We start from the raw sequence: 17,065 nt of genomic DNA, 5'->3' as shown, positions 1-17,065 counted from the left end.
TCAACTGCGGGGCAGGTCAGCCGCTTCGCGGGCCAGGTCCTCGATCCGGGCCCAGTCGCCCTTGGCCACCGCGTCCTTGGGGGCGACCCAGCTGCCGCCGACGCAGAGCGTGTTGGACAGGGCCAGGTAGTCGGGCGCATTGGCCGGGCTGACGCCACCCGTGGGGCAGAACCGCACCTGCGGGATGGGCGCGCCGATGGATTTCAGCGCGGGCACGCCGCCATTGGCCTCGGCCGGAAAGAACTTTTGCACGGAATAGCCGCGTTCCAGCAGGCGCATCGCCTCGGACGAGGTGGCGGCGCCTGGAAGCAGCGGCAGGTCGGCGTCCTCGCAGGCCTGCAGCAGCCGGTCTGTCGCGCCGGGCGAGACACCGAATTTCGCACCGGCCTCCTTGGCGGCCGCCACGTCCTGCGGCGTCAGCAGGGTGCCCGCGCCGACGATCCCGCCCTCGACCTGTGCCATTTCGCGGATCGCGTCCAGCGCCACGGGCGTGCGTAGCGTCACCTCCAGCACCGGCAGACCACCGGCGACCAGCGCCTCGGCCAGGGGGCGGGCGGTCGCCACGTCATCGACCACCAGAACGGGGATCACGGGGGCAAGACGGCAGAGCGCCTCGTTGCTCTGGCTGGCGTCCTGGGGGGTCATGGGCATAGCTCCCTTGGGTCGTTGGGATTGGGTGTTCTTACAAAGACGATGCTGCGGTCACACCACCACGGCGGCGCCATTGGAGGCAAGGCCGACATTCTGGCGGAACGCCTCGAACAGCTCGCGCCCGACGCCGTGGCCATTGCCGGTCAGGTCCGCCTGAACGGGCTCGCGGCTGTCGAAATCCTCGGCCAGCGTCTCGATCGTGCCCTGGACCGCGTCCACGCGCACCACGTCGCCGTCACGCAGCCGCGCCAGCGGGCCACCGTTGGCCGCCTCGGGCGAGACGTGAATGGCCGCAGGCACTTTGCCGGAGGCGCCGGACATGCGGCCATCGGTGACAAGCGCCACCTTGAGCCCCCGGTCCTGCAGCACCGCCAGCGTCGGCGTCAGCCCGTGCAGTTCCGGCATCCCGTTGGAGGACGGCCCCTGAAAGCGGACGACGACGACCGTGTCCGAGGTGAACTCACCGGCCTTGAAGGCGGTCTTGACGCTTTCCTGGTCGTGGAAGATGCGGCAGGGCGCCTCGATCACATGGCGTTCGGGCGCGACGGCAGAAACCTTGATCATGCCGTGGCCAAGGTTGCCATACAGTTGCTTCAACCCGCCGGTGGCCTGGAAGGGATCGCGCGCGGGACGCAGGATCTTGTCGTTCTGGGTGTCGCGCGGGCCGTCGCGATACGAGATCGCGCCGTTCTCAAGGACCGGCTCACGGGTGTAGAGCGACAGCCCGTCGCCCGCCACGGTCTTGACATCGTCGTGCAGCAGGCCCGCGTCCAGAAGGTCGCCGATCATATATTGCAGCCCGCCCGCCGCGTGGAAATGGTTCACGTCGGCAAGGCCGTTGGGATAGACCTTGGCCATCAGCGGCGTGACGGAACTGATCTCGTCGAAATCTTCCAGTTCCAGCGCGACGCCCGCGGCGCGCGCCATCGCAGGCAGGTGCAGGACAAGGTTTGTCGACCCGCCCGTCGCCATAAGCCCGACGATCCCGTTCACAAAGGCCTTGGCGTCCAGCACGTCACAGACGGGCCGGTAGGCATTGCCCAGGTTCGTGATCGACAGCGCGTGTTTCGCCGCCTCGACGGTCAGCGCCTCGCGCAGCGGGGTGCCCGGGTTGATGAAACTGGTGCCCGGCAGGTGCAGCCCCATGAACTCCATCAGCATCTGGTTGGAGTTCGCGGTGCCGTAGAAGGTGCAGGTGCCCGGCCCGTGGTACGAGGCCATCTCGGCCTCCATCAGCTTGTCGCGGCCGACCTCGCCGGTGGCGAACTGCTGGCGCACCTTGGCCTTTTCGTCGTTGGGCAAGCCGCTGGTCATCGGACCGGCGGGAATGAACAGACCGGGGATATAGCCGAAGGTCGCGGCGGCGATCACCAGCCCCGGCACGATCTTGTCGCAGACCCCAAGGTAGACGGCCGCGTCAAAGGTGTTGTGGCTGAGCGCCACACCCGTCGCCAGCGCGATCACGTCGCGAGAGAACAGGGACAGCTCCATGCCGACCTGGCCCTGGGTGACGCCGTCGCACATGGCGGGCACGCCACCCGCGACCTGCGCGGTGCCGCCGGCCTCGCGTGCGGCGGCGCGGATCACCTGCGGATAGGTTTCGAACGGCTGGTGGGCCGAAAGCATGTCGTTGTAGGCGGTCACGATCCCCAGGTTGGGCGCGCGCCCCTCGGCCAGCGTGTCCTTGTCGCCGGTCATGGCGGCATAGGCATGGGCCTGATTGCCGCAGGTCAGATGCGCCCGGCGCGGGCCCTCGTCGGCGACGCGGCGCATCCGGTCAAGATAAGTGCTGCGCATCTGCTCGGAACGGGCTTCGATACGGGCGGTGACACGCGCGATGGTGGCATCAAGCGGCATTCGGGTCTCCCTCCGGGGATCGTCTCTGGCTTGGCTATGCGCCTCACATACGCCAGTTAGCGCTAACGGTAAAGGCCGGATCGTGCGCCAACCACGACGGGTCGGGCATTTGCCTGCACGGCGGCGCTTTCCCGGGCACGCAAATACAGTTAAGCGAAGCGCATGACGGATTCCAAGACCATACCCGACCGCCCGGTTCTGCGGCTGAAACCCAAGGCCAATGCGCGCGCCATTCGACGTGGTGCGCCCTGGGTCTTTGACAACGAGCTGGTCATGGACCGGCGCAGCAAGGCGCTTGCGCCGGGCAGCATCGCGACGCTGGAGGACGGCGAACGCAAGCCTCTGGCCACGGTCGCGGTCAACCCGGGCTCGCGCATCGTGGCGCGGGTGCTGGACCGCGACGCGACGGTGGTTGTCGATCGCCACTGGCTGGCCGCGCGGCTGCGCAAGGCGCTGTCGCTACGCGAGGCGGCCTATGGCGCGCCGTTCTACCGGCTGGTCCATGCCGAGGGCGACGGGCTGCCCGGTCTGGTGATCGACCGCTTCGGCGACACCTGCGTGATGCAGCCCAACGCAGCCTGGGCCGAGGCGCATCTTGAGATACTCACGGACGCGCTGGTCGAGGTGACCGGCGTGACCAACGTGCTGAAGAACGCCGCCGGACGAGGCCGCACGCTGGAAGGGCTGGATGACGTCGACGCGGTCCTGCGCGGTGCTGCGCCAGAGGCGCCTGTGCCAGTCGAGATGAACGGCGCCACCTACATGGCCGACCTGACCGGCGGGCAGAAAACCGGCCTGTTCTATGACCAGCGCGAGAACCACGGGTTCGCGGCCCGGCTGGCGCGGGGGCATTCGGTTCTGGATGTCTTTTCCCATGTCGGCGGGTTTGCCCTGGCGGCACTGGCAGGCGGCGCCAACAGCGCGCTAGCGGTCGACGGATCGGCGCCCGCGCTGGCCCTGGCCGAAGAGGGCGCGCGGCGCATGGGGGCCTCCGACCGTTTTTCCACCCGGCAAGGCGATGCCTTCGACACGCTCGAGGCGCTGGCCGGCGAAGATACACGGTTTGACTTGGTGATCTGCGATCCGCCGGCCTTTGCCCCGAACAAAGCCGCGCTGGAAAAGGGCCTGCGCGCCTATGAGCGCGTGGCCCGCCTGGCCGCGCCTCTGGTGGCAGAAGACGGCTACCTGGTGCTCTGTTCCTGTTCGCATGCGGCGGATCTGAACGCCTTTACCGGCGCCTGCCTGCGGGGCATCGGCCGGTCCGGACGCCGCGCGCAACTGCTGCACACGGGCTTTGCCGGCCCGGACCACCCACTGCTGCCACAACTGGCGGAATCCGGCTATCTCAAGGCGCTGGTGTTCCGCCTGTGAAGGTCCTGCTGGACACCTGCGTGCTCTACCCGACGGTGATGCGCGAGGTCCTGCTGGGCGCCGCGCGCGCCGGTCTCTACACGCCGCTCTGGTCCGAACGCATCCTCGAGGAATGGGCCCGTGCCGCGCGCAAGCTGGGCCCGGAGGGAGAGGCGCAGGCGCGGGCAGAGATCGCCCTTGTCCGCGCCGCATGGCCCAGGGCCGAGGTGACTTACCCGCCGTCGCTGGAAAAGCGCCTGTGGCTGCCAGACGCCAATGACACGCATGTTCTGGCCGCCGCCATCGCGGGACATGCGGATGTCATCGTCACCATGAATGCCAGCGATTTTCCCCGCAACATACTGGCCGAAGAGGGGCTGAGCCGGGCTGATCCGGATGGTTTCCTGCTTGGGTTTCACCAGGCTCAACCGAAGATCATGGCCCAGGTCGGCGAAGCCGTCCGGGCCGAGGCGGAACGGCTCTCGGGCGAGGCATGGACCATGCGGGCCTTGATGAAAAAGGCGCGGCTGCCGCGCCTGGGCAAGGCCTTGGGCGGCTGACCTTGCGGGGCGGGGCCGCGCGCTTTATCTGTCTGTGAAAACCCGATGCTTTCCGTCGGAGACGACAAAGGACACCCCGTGCAGGCACCCCGACTGGAGATCCGCGACATCATCCGCCGCTACGACGGCAAACCGGTGGTGAACAACGTTTCGCTGACGATTCAACCGGGCAAGGTGACCTGCCTGTTGGGTCCTTCCGGCTGCGGCAAGTCGACGACCCTGCGGATCATCGCCGGCGTCGAGATGCAGGATGCCGGTTCGATCTACATCGACGGCAACCTGATTTGCGACACGGTCGTCCGGGTGCCGCCGGAACGTCGCTCCGTCGGGTTGATGTTCCAGGATTTCGCGCTTTTCCCGCACCTTAGCGTGGGCGAGAACGTGGCCTTCGGGCTAAAGACCTCCGCCTCTGAAAAACGCGCGCGGGCCAAGGAATACCTCGATCGCGTCGGTCTTGCCGGCTACATCGACGACTACCCGCACCAATTGTCGGGCGGGGAACAACAGCGTGTGGCCCTGGCCCGTGCATTGGCACCCAAACCGCGGCTGATGCTGATGGATGAGCCGTTTTCGGGCCTCGACAACCGGCTGCGCGATGGCATCCGGGACGAGACGCTGGAACTGCTCAAGGAAGAAGGGACCTCGGTCCTCTTGGTCACGCATGAACCCGAAGAGGCGATGCGCATGGCCGACGAGATCGCGCTGATGCGGCAGGGGCATATCGTCCAGCAGGGTGCGCCCTACAATATCTACAATGCCCCGGCCGATCGTGAGGCGGTGGCATTTTTCAGCGATATCAACACGATCCGAGGTGAAGTCAAAGGCGCCCTTGTGGCCACGCCCTTTGGCCAGTTCCTGGCGCCCGGCTATGCCGATGGCAGCCGTGTCGATATCGTCTTTCGGCCCCAGCACGTCGGCATCGACTTTGACCGCGCAGGCAAGGGGCCCAGCCCTTCGGCCAAGACCGGCGCCCCGGCGCGCGGCGTGGTGCAGCGGGCGCGGTTCATGGGGTCGGAAAGCCTGGTGGAATTTCGCATGGACCACGATGGCGAAAAGCTGCGCGCCACGGTGCCCAATGTCTTCTTGCCGAAACCCGGCACACCCATGTGGCTGAGCATCCGCCGGGATCGATGCTTCGTCTTTCCGGCATCCTGATTTATTCACAGGAGCCTGTGGATAAAACCTCAGGCATCGCGTGAGGCCAGCGCCCTTTGCAGGACGTACACCCGGATCGAGGACGCGAGCCCGACGTCCGGATTCCTGTCGACATCAATATTGGCCGCCAAGGCATTGATCGTAAGCCCGTCTTCACGGGCGATGCGACGAAACTCCCGCCAGAATTCCTCTTCCAGGGACACCGATGTCCGGTGCCCCTTGAGAGTCAGGGAATGCTTGACCGGCCGACCGCTCATTCCTTTTCATGCCCGTCCAGATCGCGTTGGGCCTTGGCCCGCCGGGCCTCGGCCAGGTCCTTTTCCGACTTGCTCACCCCGTGGCGCGCGGCATTCCGATCGCCTGCGCGACGCTTGTCGTCGCGCGCTTTCTGCTTCTTGAAGCGGTTGAGATTGACCAGTTTGGACATGACCTGCGCTCCGCCGGCACCTGTACGTTTTGTACAAAACCTACGCGGTTTCCGGCGTTTTGTACAAGCCGCTCAGGCGCCGCTGGTCCGCATCGGCCGCGGGCGCAGATACCAGTACCAGACGCGGTAGGCCTCGAGCGCGATCAGCGGTCCGAAATGCACCAGCGCGGCCGCCGGGTGCCCCCAGTCATGTAGCGCCGCCCAATGCACCAGCGTCAGCGCGGCGGCGGGATAGGTCCAGCGTTGCAAGTGCTTCCAGCGCGGCCCCATGATCCGGACGAAATAGTCCGTCGAGGTCACGGCCAGCGGGACGAAGATCGCAAAGGCCAGCCAACCGGTCCAGATGTATAGCCGGGGCAACTCGTCCACGATCCGTTCCAGCGTGGCCTTGTCGACCAGGTAGAACACCGTATGCGCCAGCGCGTAGGCAAAGGCCGCCACGCCGAAATAGCGGCGGTTCTTCCTGAGCCAACGCGGCCCGCGCCACCCCTTGAAGAGCAGCATCAGGGGCGTCGCCAGCATCGCAATGATCAGGAACCGCGCGGCGAATTCGCCGGTGGGATGCACGAGGATATGGGCAATGCGCGGGTTGGTCGACGTTGCGAGATCATAGGCCATGCCAAGACCGGGCAGGGACAGGGCCAGCCAAAGCCAATAGGGAGAAAAACGGGACATCGGGCCCTCCTTTCAATCGGGACAGGACTGATACGCCGCAGTGCGGCATTCCCGTCGCTCAAAAGGACCGCAACACGAAGAAAGGGCGCCTGACACTTGGCCCGGCGCCCCTGTTTCTTCTTGGCTGAAATACCCCGGGGAGCGCGAGGGGCTGGCCCCTCGCACCTGCCGTCGACATCAGGCCTTGGGGCCGATCATCTGCTCGGGGCGTACCACGGCGTCGAATGTCGCTTCGTCGACAAAGCCCAGCGCGATGGCCTCTTCCTTCAGCGTCGTGCCGTTCTTGTGCGCGGTCTTGGCAACCTTGGTGGCATTGTCATAGCCGATGGTCGGCGCCAGTGCCGTGACCAGCATCAGCGATTCCTTCATCAGCTTTTCGATGCGCGGCTCGTTCGCCTGGATGCCCATGAGCATCCGCTCGGTGAAGGAATCCGCCGCATCGCCCAAAAGCTGGATCGACTGCAGCAGGTTGTAGCTCATCATCGGGTTGTAGACGTTCAGCTCGAAATGGCCTTGCGACCCGGCGAACTTGATCGCGGCGTCGTTCCCCATGACGTGGGCGGCGACCTGGGTCAGCGCCTCGGCCTGGGTCGGGTTGACCTTGCCCGGCATGATCGACGAACCCGGCTCGTTTTCCGGCAGGATCAGCTCGCCGAGGCCGGACCGCGGGCCGGAGCCGAGGAACCGGATGTCGTTGGCGATCTTGTAGCAGCTGCCCGCAATCGTCGCCAAGGCGCCCGAGAGGAAGACCATCGCGTCATGCGCGGCCAGCGCCTCGAACTTGTTGGGGGCGGTGACGAAGGGCAGGCCGGTGATCTGTGCCATGTGGCTGGCGACGGCCTCCCCCCAGCCGGGGACAGTGTTCAGCCCGGTGCCGACCGCGGTGCCGCCCTGGGCGAGTTCATAGATGCCGGGCATCGCCGCCTCGACCCGTTTCAGGCCTTGGCGGATCTGGTGCGCGTAGCCCGAAAACTCCTGGCCAAGCGTCAGCGGTGTCGCATCCTGGGTGTGGGTGCGACCGATCTTGATGATGTCCTTGAATTCCTCGGCCTTCTGCTCCAGCCCCTCGGCCAGTTTCGTCAGGCCGGGGATCAGCACGTCACGCACGCTCATCGCGGTGGCGATATGCATGGCGGTGGGGAAGGTGTCGTTGGACGACTGGCCCATGTTGCAATGATCGTTCGGGTGCACCGGGTCCTTGGTGCCGATGGTGCCGCCCAGGATCTCGATGGCGCGGTTGGCGATCACCTCGTTCGAGTTCATGTTCGACTGTGTGCCGGAACCGGTCTGCCAGACCACCAGCGGGAAGTTGTCGTCGAACTTGCCCGCGATGACCTCGCCGGCGGCCTGGATGATGGCTTCGGCCAGTTTCGCGTCCAGCTTGCCGGTGGCCTTGTTCTGCATCGCGCAGGCCTGCTTGATCACGCCCAGCGCGCGCACGATGGCCACGGGCTGCTTTTCCCAGCCGATGGGAAAATTCATGATCGAACGCTGGGTCTGTGCGCCCCAGTACTTGTCTGCGGGAACTTCGAGCGGGCCGAAGCTGTCGGATTCGGTGCGGGTCGCGGTCATGGACATGCCTCCTTGATGGGGTTGTCTTCCTCTTACCCCAGAAGCGGCGAAAGACAAGGCGGCATACCACGGGATACCGTTAACATGCGTCAGAATGCCGGTGCCACCTGACGCGCCAGGGCGCGGCACCGGGAAATCGTCAGGCTGTTCCGGGGATCACTTCCGAAAACGATCGAGGCTGACCACCTCCGCGTCGTGGTGTTCCTCTTTCGGCTCGCCACCGGGGCCGTCGTCATCGGGGGGCGTCGGATCGTCGTCGCCGTCTTCGTCGTCGTCCTGGCTTTCAAAGCGCAGGCCGAATTCGACCGAGGGATCGACGAAGGTCTTGATCGCGTCATAGGGGATGTACAGCCGTTCGGGCGCATCGCCGAAGTTCAGCGTGACCGCGAATCCGTCATCGCCCACGTCCAGCCCGTCGTACCAGTGCTGCATCACCACGGTCATTTCCTCTGGATAACGGTCGGCCAGCCAGTCGGCCAGCTCGGCATCCGGGTGACCGGTGTCGAAGGTGATGAAGAAATGATGATCCCCGGGCAGTCCGTTTTCCTGAACATCCTCGAGAACCTGCTGAATCAACCCGCGCATGGCGCGGTGCATGAGTTTGCCGTAATCGATGCCTTCGGACATTTGGGGACCTTTCTGAGCGTGCCCTCACCATATTGTTTTTGACGTGGAGGAAAAGGGGCGATTGTCACACATTCACAAGCGCCCATCCCAGCGCCGCCGACAGGGCGAGTGTGACAGGAACACCGCGTTTTGCCCAGACAAGCAGCACCGTGGCAAGGGCTGTCAGTGGCAGAACCTCCCAGCGGAGAGTGTCGGGCCGGGGCAGATCCAGCGTCACGGGACCCAGGGCAACCGGCGTGAGCGTGGCAAAGACGACGTGCAGCGCGAACCAGAGGGAAAGGTTCAGGATTACGCCCACCACGGCGGCGGTGATGGCCGCCAGGGCGGATTGCAGCCGGGGCCGGGCCAGCAGGTTCTCGATGTAGGGGGCGCCCGCGAAGATCCAGAGGAAGCAGGGCACAAAGGTCATCCAGAGCGTCAGCCCCCCCGCCGCCAGTGCCAGCCAGGGGCCACCCTGCGCGTGGCCGGTCAGCTGGCCCACGAATTGCGTCACCAGGATCAGCGGGCCGGGCGTGGTCTCGGCCAGGCCCAGGGCGTCGACCATCTGGGTGGCGTCCAGCCAGGCGCGGGTCTCGACCACTTCCTGCGCCATGTAGGCCAGCACCGCGTAGGCGCCGCCAAAGGTGACGACCGCAAGCTTGGCAAAGAACAGTGCGAGGTCGAACAGCAGATCCTGCCCGGTCAGCCAGAGGACCGGCAGGGGCATGAGCCAGAGCGCGGCCCAGAGAGCGATCGTGGCAGGGCGGGTCTTGCGCGTCGCCGGTTCGGGCGGCGTTTCGACCGGCGCCGAGGCCCGGAAGGCACCCCAGAGCGCGGCCAGCGCGATGATCAGCGGAAAGGGCAGGCCAAGCAGGAAGATCGCAAGAAAGGACAGCGTCGCCACCAGGTAATCCGCAGTTCCCTTGAGCGCCTTTTGCGACAGCCGCACCAGCGCCTGCGCCACGATCACGACGACGCAGGCCTTGACGCCCAAAAGCAGCGCTTCCGTCTCGGGGCGCGCGCCGTATTGCGCATAAAGCAGCGCCAGCAGGGCGATCACAACGGCGCCGGGCAGTACGAATAGCCCGCCCGCGATCAGCCCGCCGGGAATGCCGCGCAGGCGCCAGCCGGCGTAGGTGGCCAGTTGCATCGCCTCCGGTCCGGGGAGCAACATGCAGAAACTCAGGGAGCGCAGGAATTGCTGTTCCGTCAGCCAGGGTCGCTCCTCGACCAGTTCGCGGTGCATCAGGGCGATCTGGGCGGCCGGGCCGCCAAAGGACAGGACACCGATACGGCCAAAGACTTGGATCAACGTGGAATAGGCGGTCATGACCTCGGGGCCTAGCAGCGATGGACGACGCCGGTGTGACAGGTCGGCGCCCGGGGTCAAGCCCGCAGGGCCATCAGCAGCTGGCGATCCAGTATTCCACGTCCGGCCCGCGCAGGACCCGCACCGCCTCGACCCTCTCGAAAAAGTCGCCCTGGTAGCTGATGCCGTAGTCGCCCTTGACCCGCTTGCGCCCGTCGACCGTCTCGTAGAAGACATATAGCTTGGCATTGTCGCGGTGGCGCAGGCGTTTGCCGTCACTCAGCGGGTTGATGCGGGACTTTGGCGCCAGTTCCCACCAGCCATGTTTGACCCAGACATCGTCGCGCGGCGAATGTTTGACCATGATCTGCCAAGTCCGACTTTCACAGGGATTGACGATCACGAGGTCCCGACTGCGGTCCGCGAGCGCGGCCGAACCGGAGAGGACAAGCACAAGGGCGGCGAGGAGATGTTTCATGTCGGGCCTCAATTGCAGGGGATCCGGACGTGGAATGTGTCACCGTTTTCGACCACGCCACGAGGTTCGCGACCGGCGGCAAACAGCTGGTCATGGCGTTTGACGAGCAACAAACCCTCGACGTCGGTGCCAGGGGTCTTGTCGTAGTAACCGCGTCCGTCCTCGGTTTCGGCGTAGAGCACGACCCCCTGGCGGAACACGATGGGCTTGTCATCCTCGCGGATCAGGCCGCTGGCCCCGGCAGGCAGGCGTTTGCGGGGGAAATAGCGCCACCTGGTGGGAGAAACGCGGTATCGCCCGGCAAGTGTCATGTCGTCGTTGCATGTGCTGGTGACGCGCAGTTTTGCCGGACCCTGGGGATAATCCTGGGCGGGCAAGGGCGCGGCGAGAGCCGTCAGGACAAGAGAGACGCCGATGGCCAATGCGGGGCGGAACTGGAAGGGTTGGGGAATCATGCCCCAGTCTGGTCAGGGCAAGGTTTCGCTGACAACCCGTTGTAAAGAAATTGTTATGTTCGGTTTCCGCACAGAGAGGCGGACGCGGCGCGCCGCGTGTCCGGTCGGAATCGCATCTGGGGAAAGTGCAGGCTTCTGTTGCCAGGTGCCTGCGAACCCCGCCTTACGCGGCTAGGCGCAAGGGCTTAGATTTCGGTCTTTCGGACTGCTTACGCAGCCAGAGCAACCGGAGCACGATTGTTGTTGGCAATTGTACTTTGTGAACCGATAACGGTGGTATCTCACCGGGACAAAGCTACATCTTTACGCGTTCGTCGATCCTGTTTCGGCCCCATGATCCCCCAACAAAGGATATATGGTGGAGCCGCCGGGTACCGCCCCCGGGTCCGATCCGTTTATTACATGCGCGTTTATGCCCATAGTCCCCGAGGGGACAGGAGGAATATAGGGATGGCCGATCCGCTTGCAAAGGGGGATTCGTCGGTGGCCGGGGGCGTTACGCCGAATTATTGAAAAGATTTCGGGCCGGGGACTGTCCCTATTGCTCCAGCAGGCTGTCGGGCGCCGGATCCATCGCGCGGATCTGCAGTTGCTGTCCCCCGAGATCACGGAAGGCGCGCTGGCGGCAGGTCAGGACGAGGATCTGCACGTCCGAGGCCTGGCGGTGCAGCGCGTCGAACATGCGTTCGATCCGGTCATCGTCGGTAAAGACCAGCGCGTCGTCCAGGATCACCGGCGCCGCGCGCCCGTCGCGGGCCAGAAGCCGGGCAAAGGCCAGCCGAACCAGCAGCGCCAACTGTTCCTGGGTGCCGCCGGAGAGAATGTCGATCGGTTCTTCGGTGCCGTTGCGGATCAGGTGCCGGGGCAACAGCTCGGTATCGTCCCAATCCAACTGCGCCTCTGGCCAGAGCAGGTGAAGAAGTGGTCGCAAGGCATTGGCAACCGGTGTGAAATAGCGATCCCGTGCGGCGATGCGCGCGGTTTCCAGCGCCGTTTCCAGGCGGCGCAGCACCGCCACGTCCCGGGTGATCCGGCCAAGGTCGGCCTGCGCCGTTTCCAGGTCCTGCGCCAGATCGGCCAGCCGTTCCTCGACCGCCCCCTCGGCGCTGCGGCGCACGCGTTCGTCCAGGCGGGCGAGATCGAGGTTCAGCCGTGCGATGGCCTCTTGCGCCGAGGTCTCGGCCGATTGCGCGCGGGACAAGGCGGCCCGCGTGCTTTCGATGTCCGGGGCCTCGGTGGCGGCCTTGGCGCGAGCCTCCTCGGCCTGCGCAAGCTGTTCCAGCGCGGCGCTGTGCTCTGCCTCGGGTGTTTCGGGCGCCTGCTCCAGGGCGGTTTCGGCCCGGGTCAGACGGTCAGCGGCGGCCTGTGCGCCGGCAAGGGCGCGGGCGGTCTCGGTGCGCGCGATTTCAAGCTGGTCGCGCGCGGTTTCGGCCCGGATCTCGGCCTCTTGGCGGGCACTTTCGGCCTCGCGCAGCGCGGTGTCCGCCACCTCCGGGCTCGGCGGCTGGGGCGCATCCTCTGGCAGCGGGGCGGGCAGGGCGGCCAACCGCTGGCGCAGCGCCTCGGCGCCATCGGGGGCAAGGGCCCGCAGGGTGGCGGTGATCTCGGACAGCCGGCGCTCTGCCTCGTTTCGCGCACGGGCGGCCTGGCGGGCGGCGTCGATGTCGGGCAGGTCAAGCTTGCGCAGGGCCGCGGACAAAGCCTCACCAGCACTGTCCACCGCCGTCTCGTCGCCGGTATCGCCGGGGGTGACGGTCAGCGTTCCGAGGCCGGGCAGGCCCAGCGCGCTGACCTGCAACAGGGGCAGCGCCCTGTCACCGGGCAGTGGCTGGCCATCCAGGGTGATCGCGCCCTCACGCCCTGCCGCGTAGGAGATTTCCAGCCGCGCGGCGCTGGCGGCCTGCAGGGCGCGGGCCTGGTCCAGCGCACGGGCGAGTCTTTCCAGCCGGTCGATAGCCTTGGCATCGGGGCCGTGGCTCGCTGCGCGGCGGGCGGTTTCGGCCTGCTGACGGAGATCCTCGGCCTCGGCGATGCGCTGGGTCAGTTCCTTGCGTTGATGCTCGGCCTCGTGGGCCTGCCGGGCGTGTTGCGCGGTGCGCAGATCTGTTTCGGCCGCGGCCAGGCGGTCGCGGGCGGCTTTCAGGATGTCTCGGGCCTGCACTACCGCGCGCTCGGCCTCGGCCTGCGCGGTCTCGGCCTCTGCCTTGAGCGATCCGGCGGCCTGCGTTGCCTGCGCCGCCTCGTCGCGTTCAGCCAGCGCGGCGGCACGCGCCTTGCGGCGGCTGTCCAGCGCGTCGAGCCGCAGGCGCGCGGTCTCTGCGGCCCGGGTGAGCGTATCGAGCTGCGCCGCGTGGCGTTCGGCATTGGCCTGCGCCTCTTGCGCCTCGGCCAGCCGGGACTTGCGGCGCGCGGCGGCCTCCGGCTCGGTCAGCTCTGCCAGTTCGCTGCGGGCGCGGGCGCGGGCGGTGAGATCGTGGCGAAGCTCTGCCACCAGCTGATCCAGCCTGTCATGTTCGGCCCGCAGTTCTTCGACCCTGTCCTGCGCCGCCTTCCAGGGGCCGGTCTTCAATGTCCGTCCGGTGGCGGTGGCATAGCGGCCCAGTTCCTCGCGGCAGCGTTTCAGCGCGGCATCCATGCGCGCGCCGCCGGTCATGGTGTCGACCTCTCCGGCGATCGAGGACAGCAGGTCGCGCCGTGCCTCGCGCGCCGTGTCCTGCGCCTTTTTCCCGCTCTCATCAAAGCCGGTCAGCCCCTGCCGCACCCAGAGAAGGCCGGCGGGCCCGCCCGCATCGGCGGCGGCCAGTTGCGAAATCCAGGCCTCGGCGGCATCGGCCTGGGCGATCAGGCGCCCGTCCTGCCAGACATGGGCGCGCGGTTTCGACAGCCACCGCTTGGCCAGGGTGAATCGCCCCTCGGGCGTCTCGATCTCGGCCAGCACCTCGGGTGCGCCCTTGGCATGGGGTTGAAGCGCCTTGATCTCCTTGCCACTGCCGCCGTGAGCGGTGAAAAACAGCGCCTGCAACCCGTCGAAGAGTGTCGACTTGCCCTGTTCGTTCGGGGCGCTGAGCACGTTCAACCCATCGGCCAGCCCCTCGATCTGGACGGGGGCGGTGAAGCGGCGCAGGTTCTGGACGGCGATACGGCGAAGTTTCACGCGGGCTGCTCCGTCACATAGGCGTAAAGCCGGGCCAGCGCCTCGGCGGCGATGCCGCGATCCTCGGCGGAGAGGTCGGGGTTCTCGGCCTCGGTCTTGAGCGTCTCGGCGGCTTGGCGCAGGGCGCCCGCGTGGTCGATCGTGTCGAGATCGACATCGTCCAGAAGCGCGCCCAGGCCTTCGGTGTTCAGCGTCAGCCAGGCGAAATCCGGCGCGGCGGCGCTGACGGCGCGTGACAGGTCCGCCCGCTGCGCCAGGCTGGCCCAGCCGGTGGCCCGTACCCGCATCAGCACGTCGCGGCGTCCGGTGGCAGGCAAGAGCGCCTCCAGTGCCAGAGAGGTCTCCAGCCCGGCTTGCACCGGCAATTCCGTTTCGGTCCACCAGAACTGGCCGGTCTCGACCTCTTTGACCTGCGGCGTGGCGCCCGGGGCGTCGATGGTGACCGCCAGGCACAGCCCGCGCCGCCCATGCTTGAACCTGTCCTGTTCGGGCGTGCCGGGATAGTGCGTGCGGGCGTCGATCTGCAACCGTCCGTGCCAGTCGCCCAGCGCGAGGTAATCCAGATTTGCACGCGCCGCACGGTCCGGCGGGATATGCGCGCCCGTATCCTCGAAATCGGTGACACCGCCGTGGGCGAGGGCGATGCGCTGTGCGCCCTCGGGCGAAGGCATGGCGCCAAGCCCCTCTGTCAGGTCGCGCCCGGGGGCGCGGTGGGTCACCGGAACAGGCAGCAGGCAGGCCCCATCGGCCATCATCCGGGGGGTGGCATCCATCAGGGGCTGCACGTTCGTCGGCGCCTCGGCCAACATCCGTTCCCAGAGCGGTTCCGCATTGGCCAAGTTGTCATGGTTGCCGGGCAGTAGCCACCAGGTCAGGCCCGCATCCTCGGCCATCGCGGTCAGTGCCTGCCGCAGCACGGTCGGAGAGGGCGTGGCCGTGTCGAAGGTGTCCCCCGCCAGCAGGACATGCGCCGCGCCGGTATCGCGGGCGGCCTGCGCCAGCCGCGCGATGACGCCGTGACGCGCCTCCATCAGGCGTCCGCGGATGTTGCCATCCTCGGGCTGGGGGATATTGGCGAACCGGCGTCCCAGGTGCAGGTCCGAGGCATGGATGAAACGGAAGGCGGTCATGGCACTCTCTTTGGCCGCCACTCTTTCAGGGCGGCCCGCGGAGTGCAATCGGATCAGGGGCGCAGGGCGGTGACTTCGACCTCGACCAGGAATTCGGGGCGGGTAAAGCCCGAGACGATCATCAGGGTCGACGCGGGCAACACGCGCGCATCCGCCAGCCAGGCGTCGCGGGCGGCCATGTAGCCCTGCATGTGATCGCGGTGCGTGACATAGGCATTGATGCGCAGGGCGTGATGTTTCGATGTGCCGCCCGCTGCCAGGATGGCGTCGATATTGGCGAAGCAGAGCGCGGCCTGCGCCTCGGGACCCTCGGGGACGCTGCCGTTCAGGGCCAGCGGCAACTGCCCCGATGTCAGGACGAGGGAATCGGTTGCGACGCCGTGGGCATAGCGCGCGAAGGGCGCGGCGATCGTGTCGGGGATCAGGCTGTCGATTGGCATCCCTGGCGCTCCGTTGTGCGGGGGCACATTGGCGCCTGTCGGCGGGATTGACCAGATCACCCGCAACAGGCGCTTTCCGGGCGCCGCATTATTCATCGCACGCCCCGCGTCTGCACGAATCCTGTGCGCGCCCGCCGAAAAACGGACCATCCGGTCAGAGATGCCGATTGCCCGGAACAAGGTGCGCTTTCAGGCTTTGCGCAAAGACACAAGAAACCGCGACAGAGAGGTCCCCCATGAAGTTCACTGCCCTTGCATGTGCCGCGGCCGGCACCCTTGCCGCGCCCGCCTTTGCCGAAAGCCACGTGACCGAGGTCGCCTTTGGCACCAACTGGCTGGCCCAGGCCGAGCACGGCGGGTTCTACCAGTCCGTGGCGGATGGCACCTACGAGGCCTGCGGGCTCAAGGTCTCGATCCTGCCGGGCGGTCCGCAGGTGAACAACCGAGCGCTGCTGCTGGCCGGGCGGATCGACTACCACATGGGCGGCGACCTGCTGCAGGCCTTCAACGCCGTGCAGGAGGGCATCCCGGTGGTTTCCGTCGCGGCGATCTTTCAGAAGCACCCGCAGGTCATCGTCACCCACCCGGGAAAGGCCGAGACCTTCGAGGATCTCAAGGCGCTGGACCTGCTGATCGGCGACAACGGCTATCAGTCCTACTACCAGTGGATGATGGCGGCCTATGGGTTCACCCCCGAACAGCGCCAGCCCTATACCTTCAACCCCGGGCCGTTCCTGGCCAATGAGAATGCCGGGATGCAGGGCTACCTGTCGTCGGAACCGTACCTGGTGGAAAAGGAAGGCGGCTTTACGCCGGATGTCTTCCTGATCGCCGATGCGGGCTATTCCACCTATGCCACCACGATCGAGGTCATGGCCGACACGATTGCCAAAAAACCGGACGAGGTCAGCTGTTTCGTCGATGCCTCGATCAAGGGATGGTACACCTATCTTTATGGCGACAACGCCGCGGCCAACGAACTGATCAAGGCCGACAACCCCGAGATGACCGACGACAAGATCGCCTTTGCCATCGAGAAGATGAAGGAAAACGGCATCGTCGATTCCGGTGACACGCTGGAGGCGGGGATCGGCGTCATCACCGACGAGAAGGTGGGCGATTTCTACGCCAAGATGGTCGAAGCCGGGGTGATCGGCGAGGTCGACTGGAAATCCGCCTATACCACCGAATTCGTGGGCAAGGGCGTGGGGATGGACCTGAAGTAAGGAAAGGCCCGGGCCGCGCC

Annotated in this window: 17 protein-coding genes and 1 other RNA gene; 4 read left to right on the top strand and 14 right to left on the bottom strand. The window is 66.5% G+C overall.

Features of this window, described 5'->3' with window-relative positions; all coding sequences use genetic code 11:
- Together BLQ71_RS02675 and edd are read right to left on the bottom strand one after the other, a co-directional pair.
- A complete protein-coding gene (locus BLQ71_RS02675) occupies nucleotides 1-645 on the bottom strand; it encodes a bifunctional 4-hydroxy-2-oxoglutarate aldolase/2-dehydro-3-deoxy-phosphogluconate aldolase (RefSeq protein WP_074620612.1) in 645 nt (214 codons plus the stop codon).
- 57 nt (nucleotides 646-702) lie between these two features.
- The gene (gene edd / locus BLQ71_RS02670) at nucleotides 703-2,508 is read right to left on the bottom strand and encodes a phosphogluconate dehydratase (RefSeq protein ID WP_074620611.1); all 1,806 of its coding nucleotides are present in this window, start codon (nucleotides 2,506-2,508) and stop codon (nucleotides 703-705) included.
- A 162-nt stretch (nucleotides 2,509-2,670) separates the two neighbouring features.
- Between edd and BLQ71_RS02665 the strand changes: the two genes are divergently transcribed.
- The 3 genes from BLQ71_RS02665 to BLQ71_RS02655 all read left to right on the top strand — a co-directional run bounded on the left by BLQ71_RS02665 (nucleotide 2,671) and on the right by BLQ71_RS02655 (nucleotide 5,573).
- Nucleotides 2,671-3,879, top strand: a complete 1,209-nt coding sequence (locus BLQ71_RS02665) for an RSP_2647 family RNA methyltransferase (RefSeq protein WP_074620610.1) — start codon at nucleotides 2,671-2,673, stop codon at nucleotides 3,877-3,879.
- Nucleotides 3,876-4,418: an RSP_2648 family PIN domain-containing protein gene (locus BLQ71_RS02660; protein ID WP_074620609.1), complete on the top strand. Its 543-nt coding sequence runs from the start codon at nucleotides 3,876-3,878 to the stop codon at nucleotides 4,416-4,418. The genes BLQ71_RS02665 and BLQ71_RS02660 overlap by 4 nt, the downstream gene beginning before the upstream one ends.
- A 78-nt stretch (nucleotides 4,419-4,496) precedes the next feature.
- Nucleotides 4,497-5,573, top strand: coding sequence for an ABC transporter ATP-binding protein (locus BLQ71_RS02655; RefSeq protein WP_229754895.1), 1,077 nt, complete (start codon nucleotides 4,497-4,499; stop codon nucleotides 5,571-5,573).
- Nucleotides 5,574-5,602: 29 nt separating this feature from the next.
- Here the strand turns inward: BLQ71_RS02655 and BLQ71_RS02650 are convergent, their stop codons facing one another.
- The 12 genes from BLQ71_RS02650 to BLQ71_RS02595 all read right to left on the bottom strand — a co-directional run bounded on the left by BLQ71_RS02650 (nucleotide 5,603) and on the right by BLQ71_RS02595 (nucleotide 15,819).
- Nucleotides 5,603-5,830: a ribbon-helix-helix domain-containing protein gene (locus BLQ71_RS02650; protein WP_074620607.1), complete on the bottom strand. Its 228-nt coding sequence runs from the start codon at nucleotides 5,828-5,830 to the stop codon at nucleotides 5,603-5,605.
- Nucleotides 5,827-6,000: a DUF4169 family protein gene (locus BLQ71_RS02645; protein ID WP_074620606.1), complete on the bottom strand. Its 174-nt coding sequence runs from the start codon at nucleotides 5,998-6,000 to the stop codon at nucleotides 5,827-5,829. Before BLQ71_RS02645 ends, BLQ71_RS02650 begins: the two co-directional genes overlap by 4 nt.
- A gap of 72 nt (nucleotides 6,001-6,072) precedes the next feature.
- Nucleotides 6,073-6,675 (bottom strand): protein-methionine-sulfoxide reductase heme-binding subunit MsrQ, encoded by a 603-nt coding sequence (locus BLQ71_RS02640; RefSeq protein ID WP_074620605.1) that lies wholly within the window; start codon nucleotides 6,673-6,675, stop codon nucleotides 6,073-6,075.
- A gap of 177 nt (nucleotides 6,676-6,852) precedes the next feature.
- Entirely contained in the window at nucleotides 6,853-8,247 is a 1,395-nt protein-coding gene (fumC, locus tag BLQ71_RS02635; protein ID WP_074620604.1) for a class II fumarate hydratase, read from the bottom strand.
- Between the two features lie 156 nt (nucleotides 8,248-8,403).
- Nucleotides 8,404-8,874 carry an SspB family protein gene (locus BLQ71_RS02630; RefSeq protein ID WP_043138791.1) on the bottom strand — a complete coding sequence of 157 codons (471 nt, stop codon included), beginning with the start codon at nucleotides 8,872-8,874 and terminating at the stop codon, nucleotides 8,404-8,406.
- Between the two features lie 64 nt (nucleotides 8,875-8,938).
- Nucleotides 8,939-10,183: a chromate efflux transporter gene (gene chrA, locus BLQ71_RS02625; protein ID WP_074620603.1), complete on the bottom strand. Its 1,245-nt coding sequence runs from the start codon at nucleotides 10,181-10,183 to the stop codon at nucleotides 8,939-8,941.
- Nucleotides 10,184-10,256: 73 nt separating this feature from the next.
- Nucleotides 10,257-10,640 carry a hypothetical protein gene (locus BLQ71_RS02620; RefSeq protein WP_074620602.1) on the bottom strand — a complete coding sequence of 128 codons (384 nt, stop codon included), beginning with the start codon at nucleotides 10,638-10,640 and terminating at the stop codon, nucleotides 10,257-10,259.
- Between the two features lie 8 nt (nucleotides 10,641-10,648).
- On the bottom strand, nucleotides 10,649-11,095 hold the full coding sequence (locus BLQ71_RS02615) for a hypothetical protein (RefSeq protein ID WP_074620601.1): 447 nt from the start codon (nucleotides 11,093-11,095) through the stop codon (nucleotides 10,649-10,651).
- A 124-nt stretch (nucleotides 11,096-11,219) separates the two neighbouring features.
- Nucleotides 11,220-11,569, bottom strand: a transfer-messenger RNA (tmRNA) gene (ssrA, locus tag BLQ71_RS02610).
- A 64-nt stretch (nucleotides 11,570-11,633) separates the two neighbouring features.
- Nucleotides 11,634-14,249, bottom strand: coding sequence for an AAA family ATPase (locus BLQ71_RS02605; RefSeq protein WP_074620600.1), 2,616 nt, complete (start codon nucleotides 14,247-14,249; stop codon nucleotides 11,634-11,636).
- Nucleotides 14,246-15,379 (bottom strand): metallophosphoesterase family protein, encoded by a 1,134-nt coding sequence (locus BLQ71_RS02600; RefSeq protein WP_074620599.1) that lies wholly within the window; start codon nucleotides 15,377-15,379, stop codon nucleotides 14,246-14,248. Before BLQ71_RS02600 ends, BLQ71_RS02605 begins: the two co-directional genes overlap by 4 nt.
- A gap of 53 nt (nucleotides 15,380-15,432) precedes the next feature.
- Nucleotides 15,433-15,819, bottom strand: a complete 387-nt coding sequence (locus tag BLQ71_RS02595) for a RidA family protein (protein ID WP_074620598.1) — start codon at nucleotides 15,817-15,819, stop codon at nucleotides 15,433-15,435.
- A 236-nt stretch (nucleotides 15,820-16,055) separates the two neighbouring features.
- Here BLQ71_RS02595 and BLQ71_RS02590 point away from each other — a divergent pair, with 236 nt between their 5' ends.
- On the top strand, nucleotides 16,056-17,045 hold the full coding sequence (locus tag BLQ71_RS02590) for an ABC transporter substrate-binding protein (RefSeq protein ID WP_074620597.1): 990 nt from the start codon (nucleotides 16,056-16,058) through the stop codon (nucleotides 17,043-17,045).
- Nucleotides 17,046-17,065 lie beyond the last annotated feature (20 nt).

Source organism: Antarctobacter albus (assembly GCF_900101505.1).
Classification (GTDB): Bacteria; Pseudomonadota; Alphaproteobacteria; order Rhodobacterales; family Rhodobacteraceae; genus Antarctobacter; species Antarctobacter albus.
The sequence above is the reverse complement of the archived record's forward strand: the minus strand, read 5'-3'. Positions and strand labels throughout refer to the sequence as shown.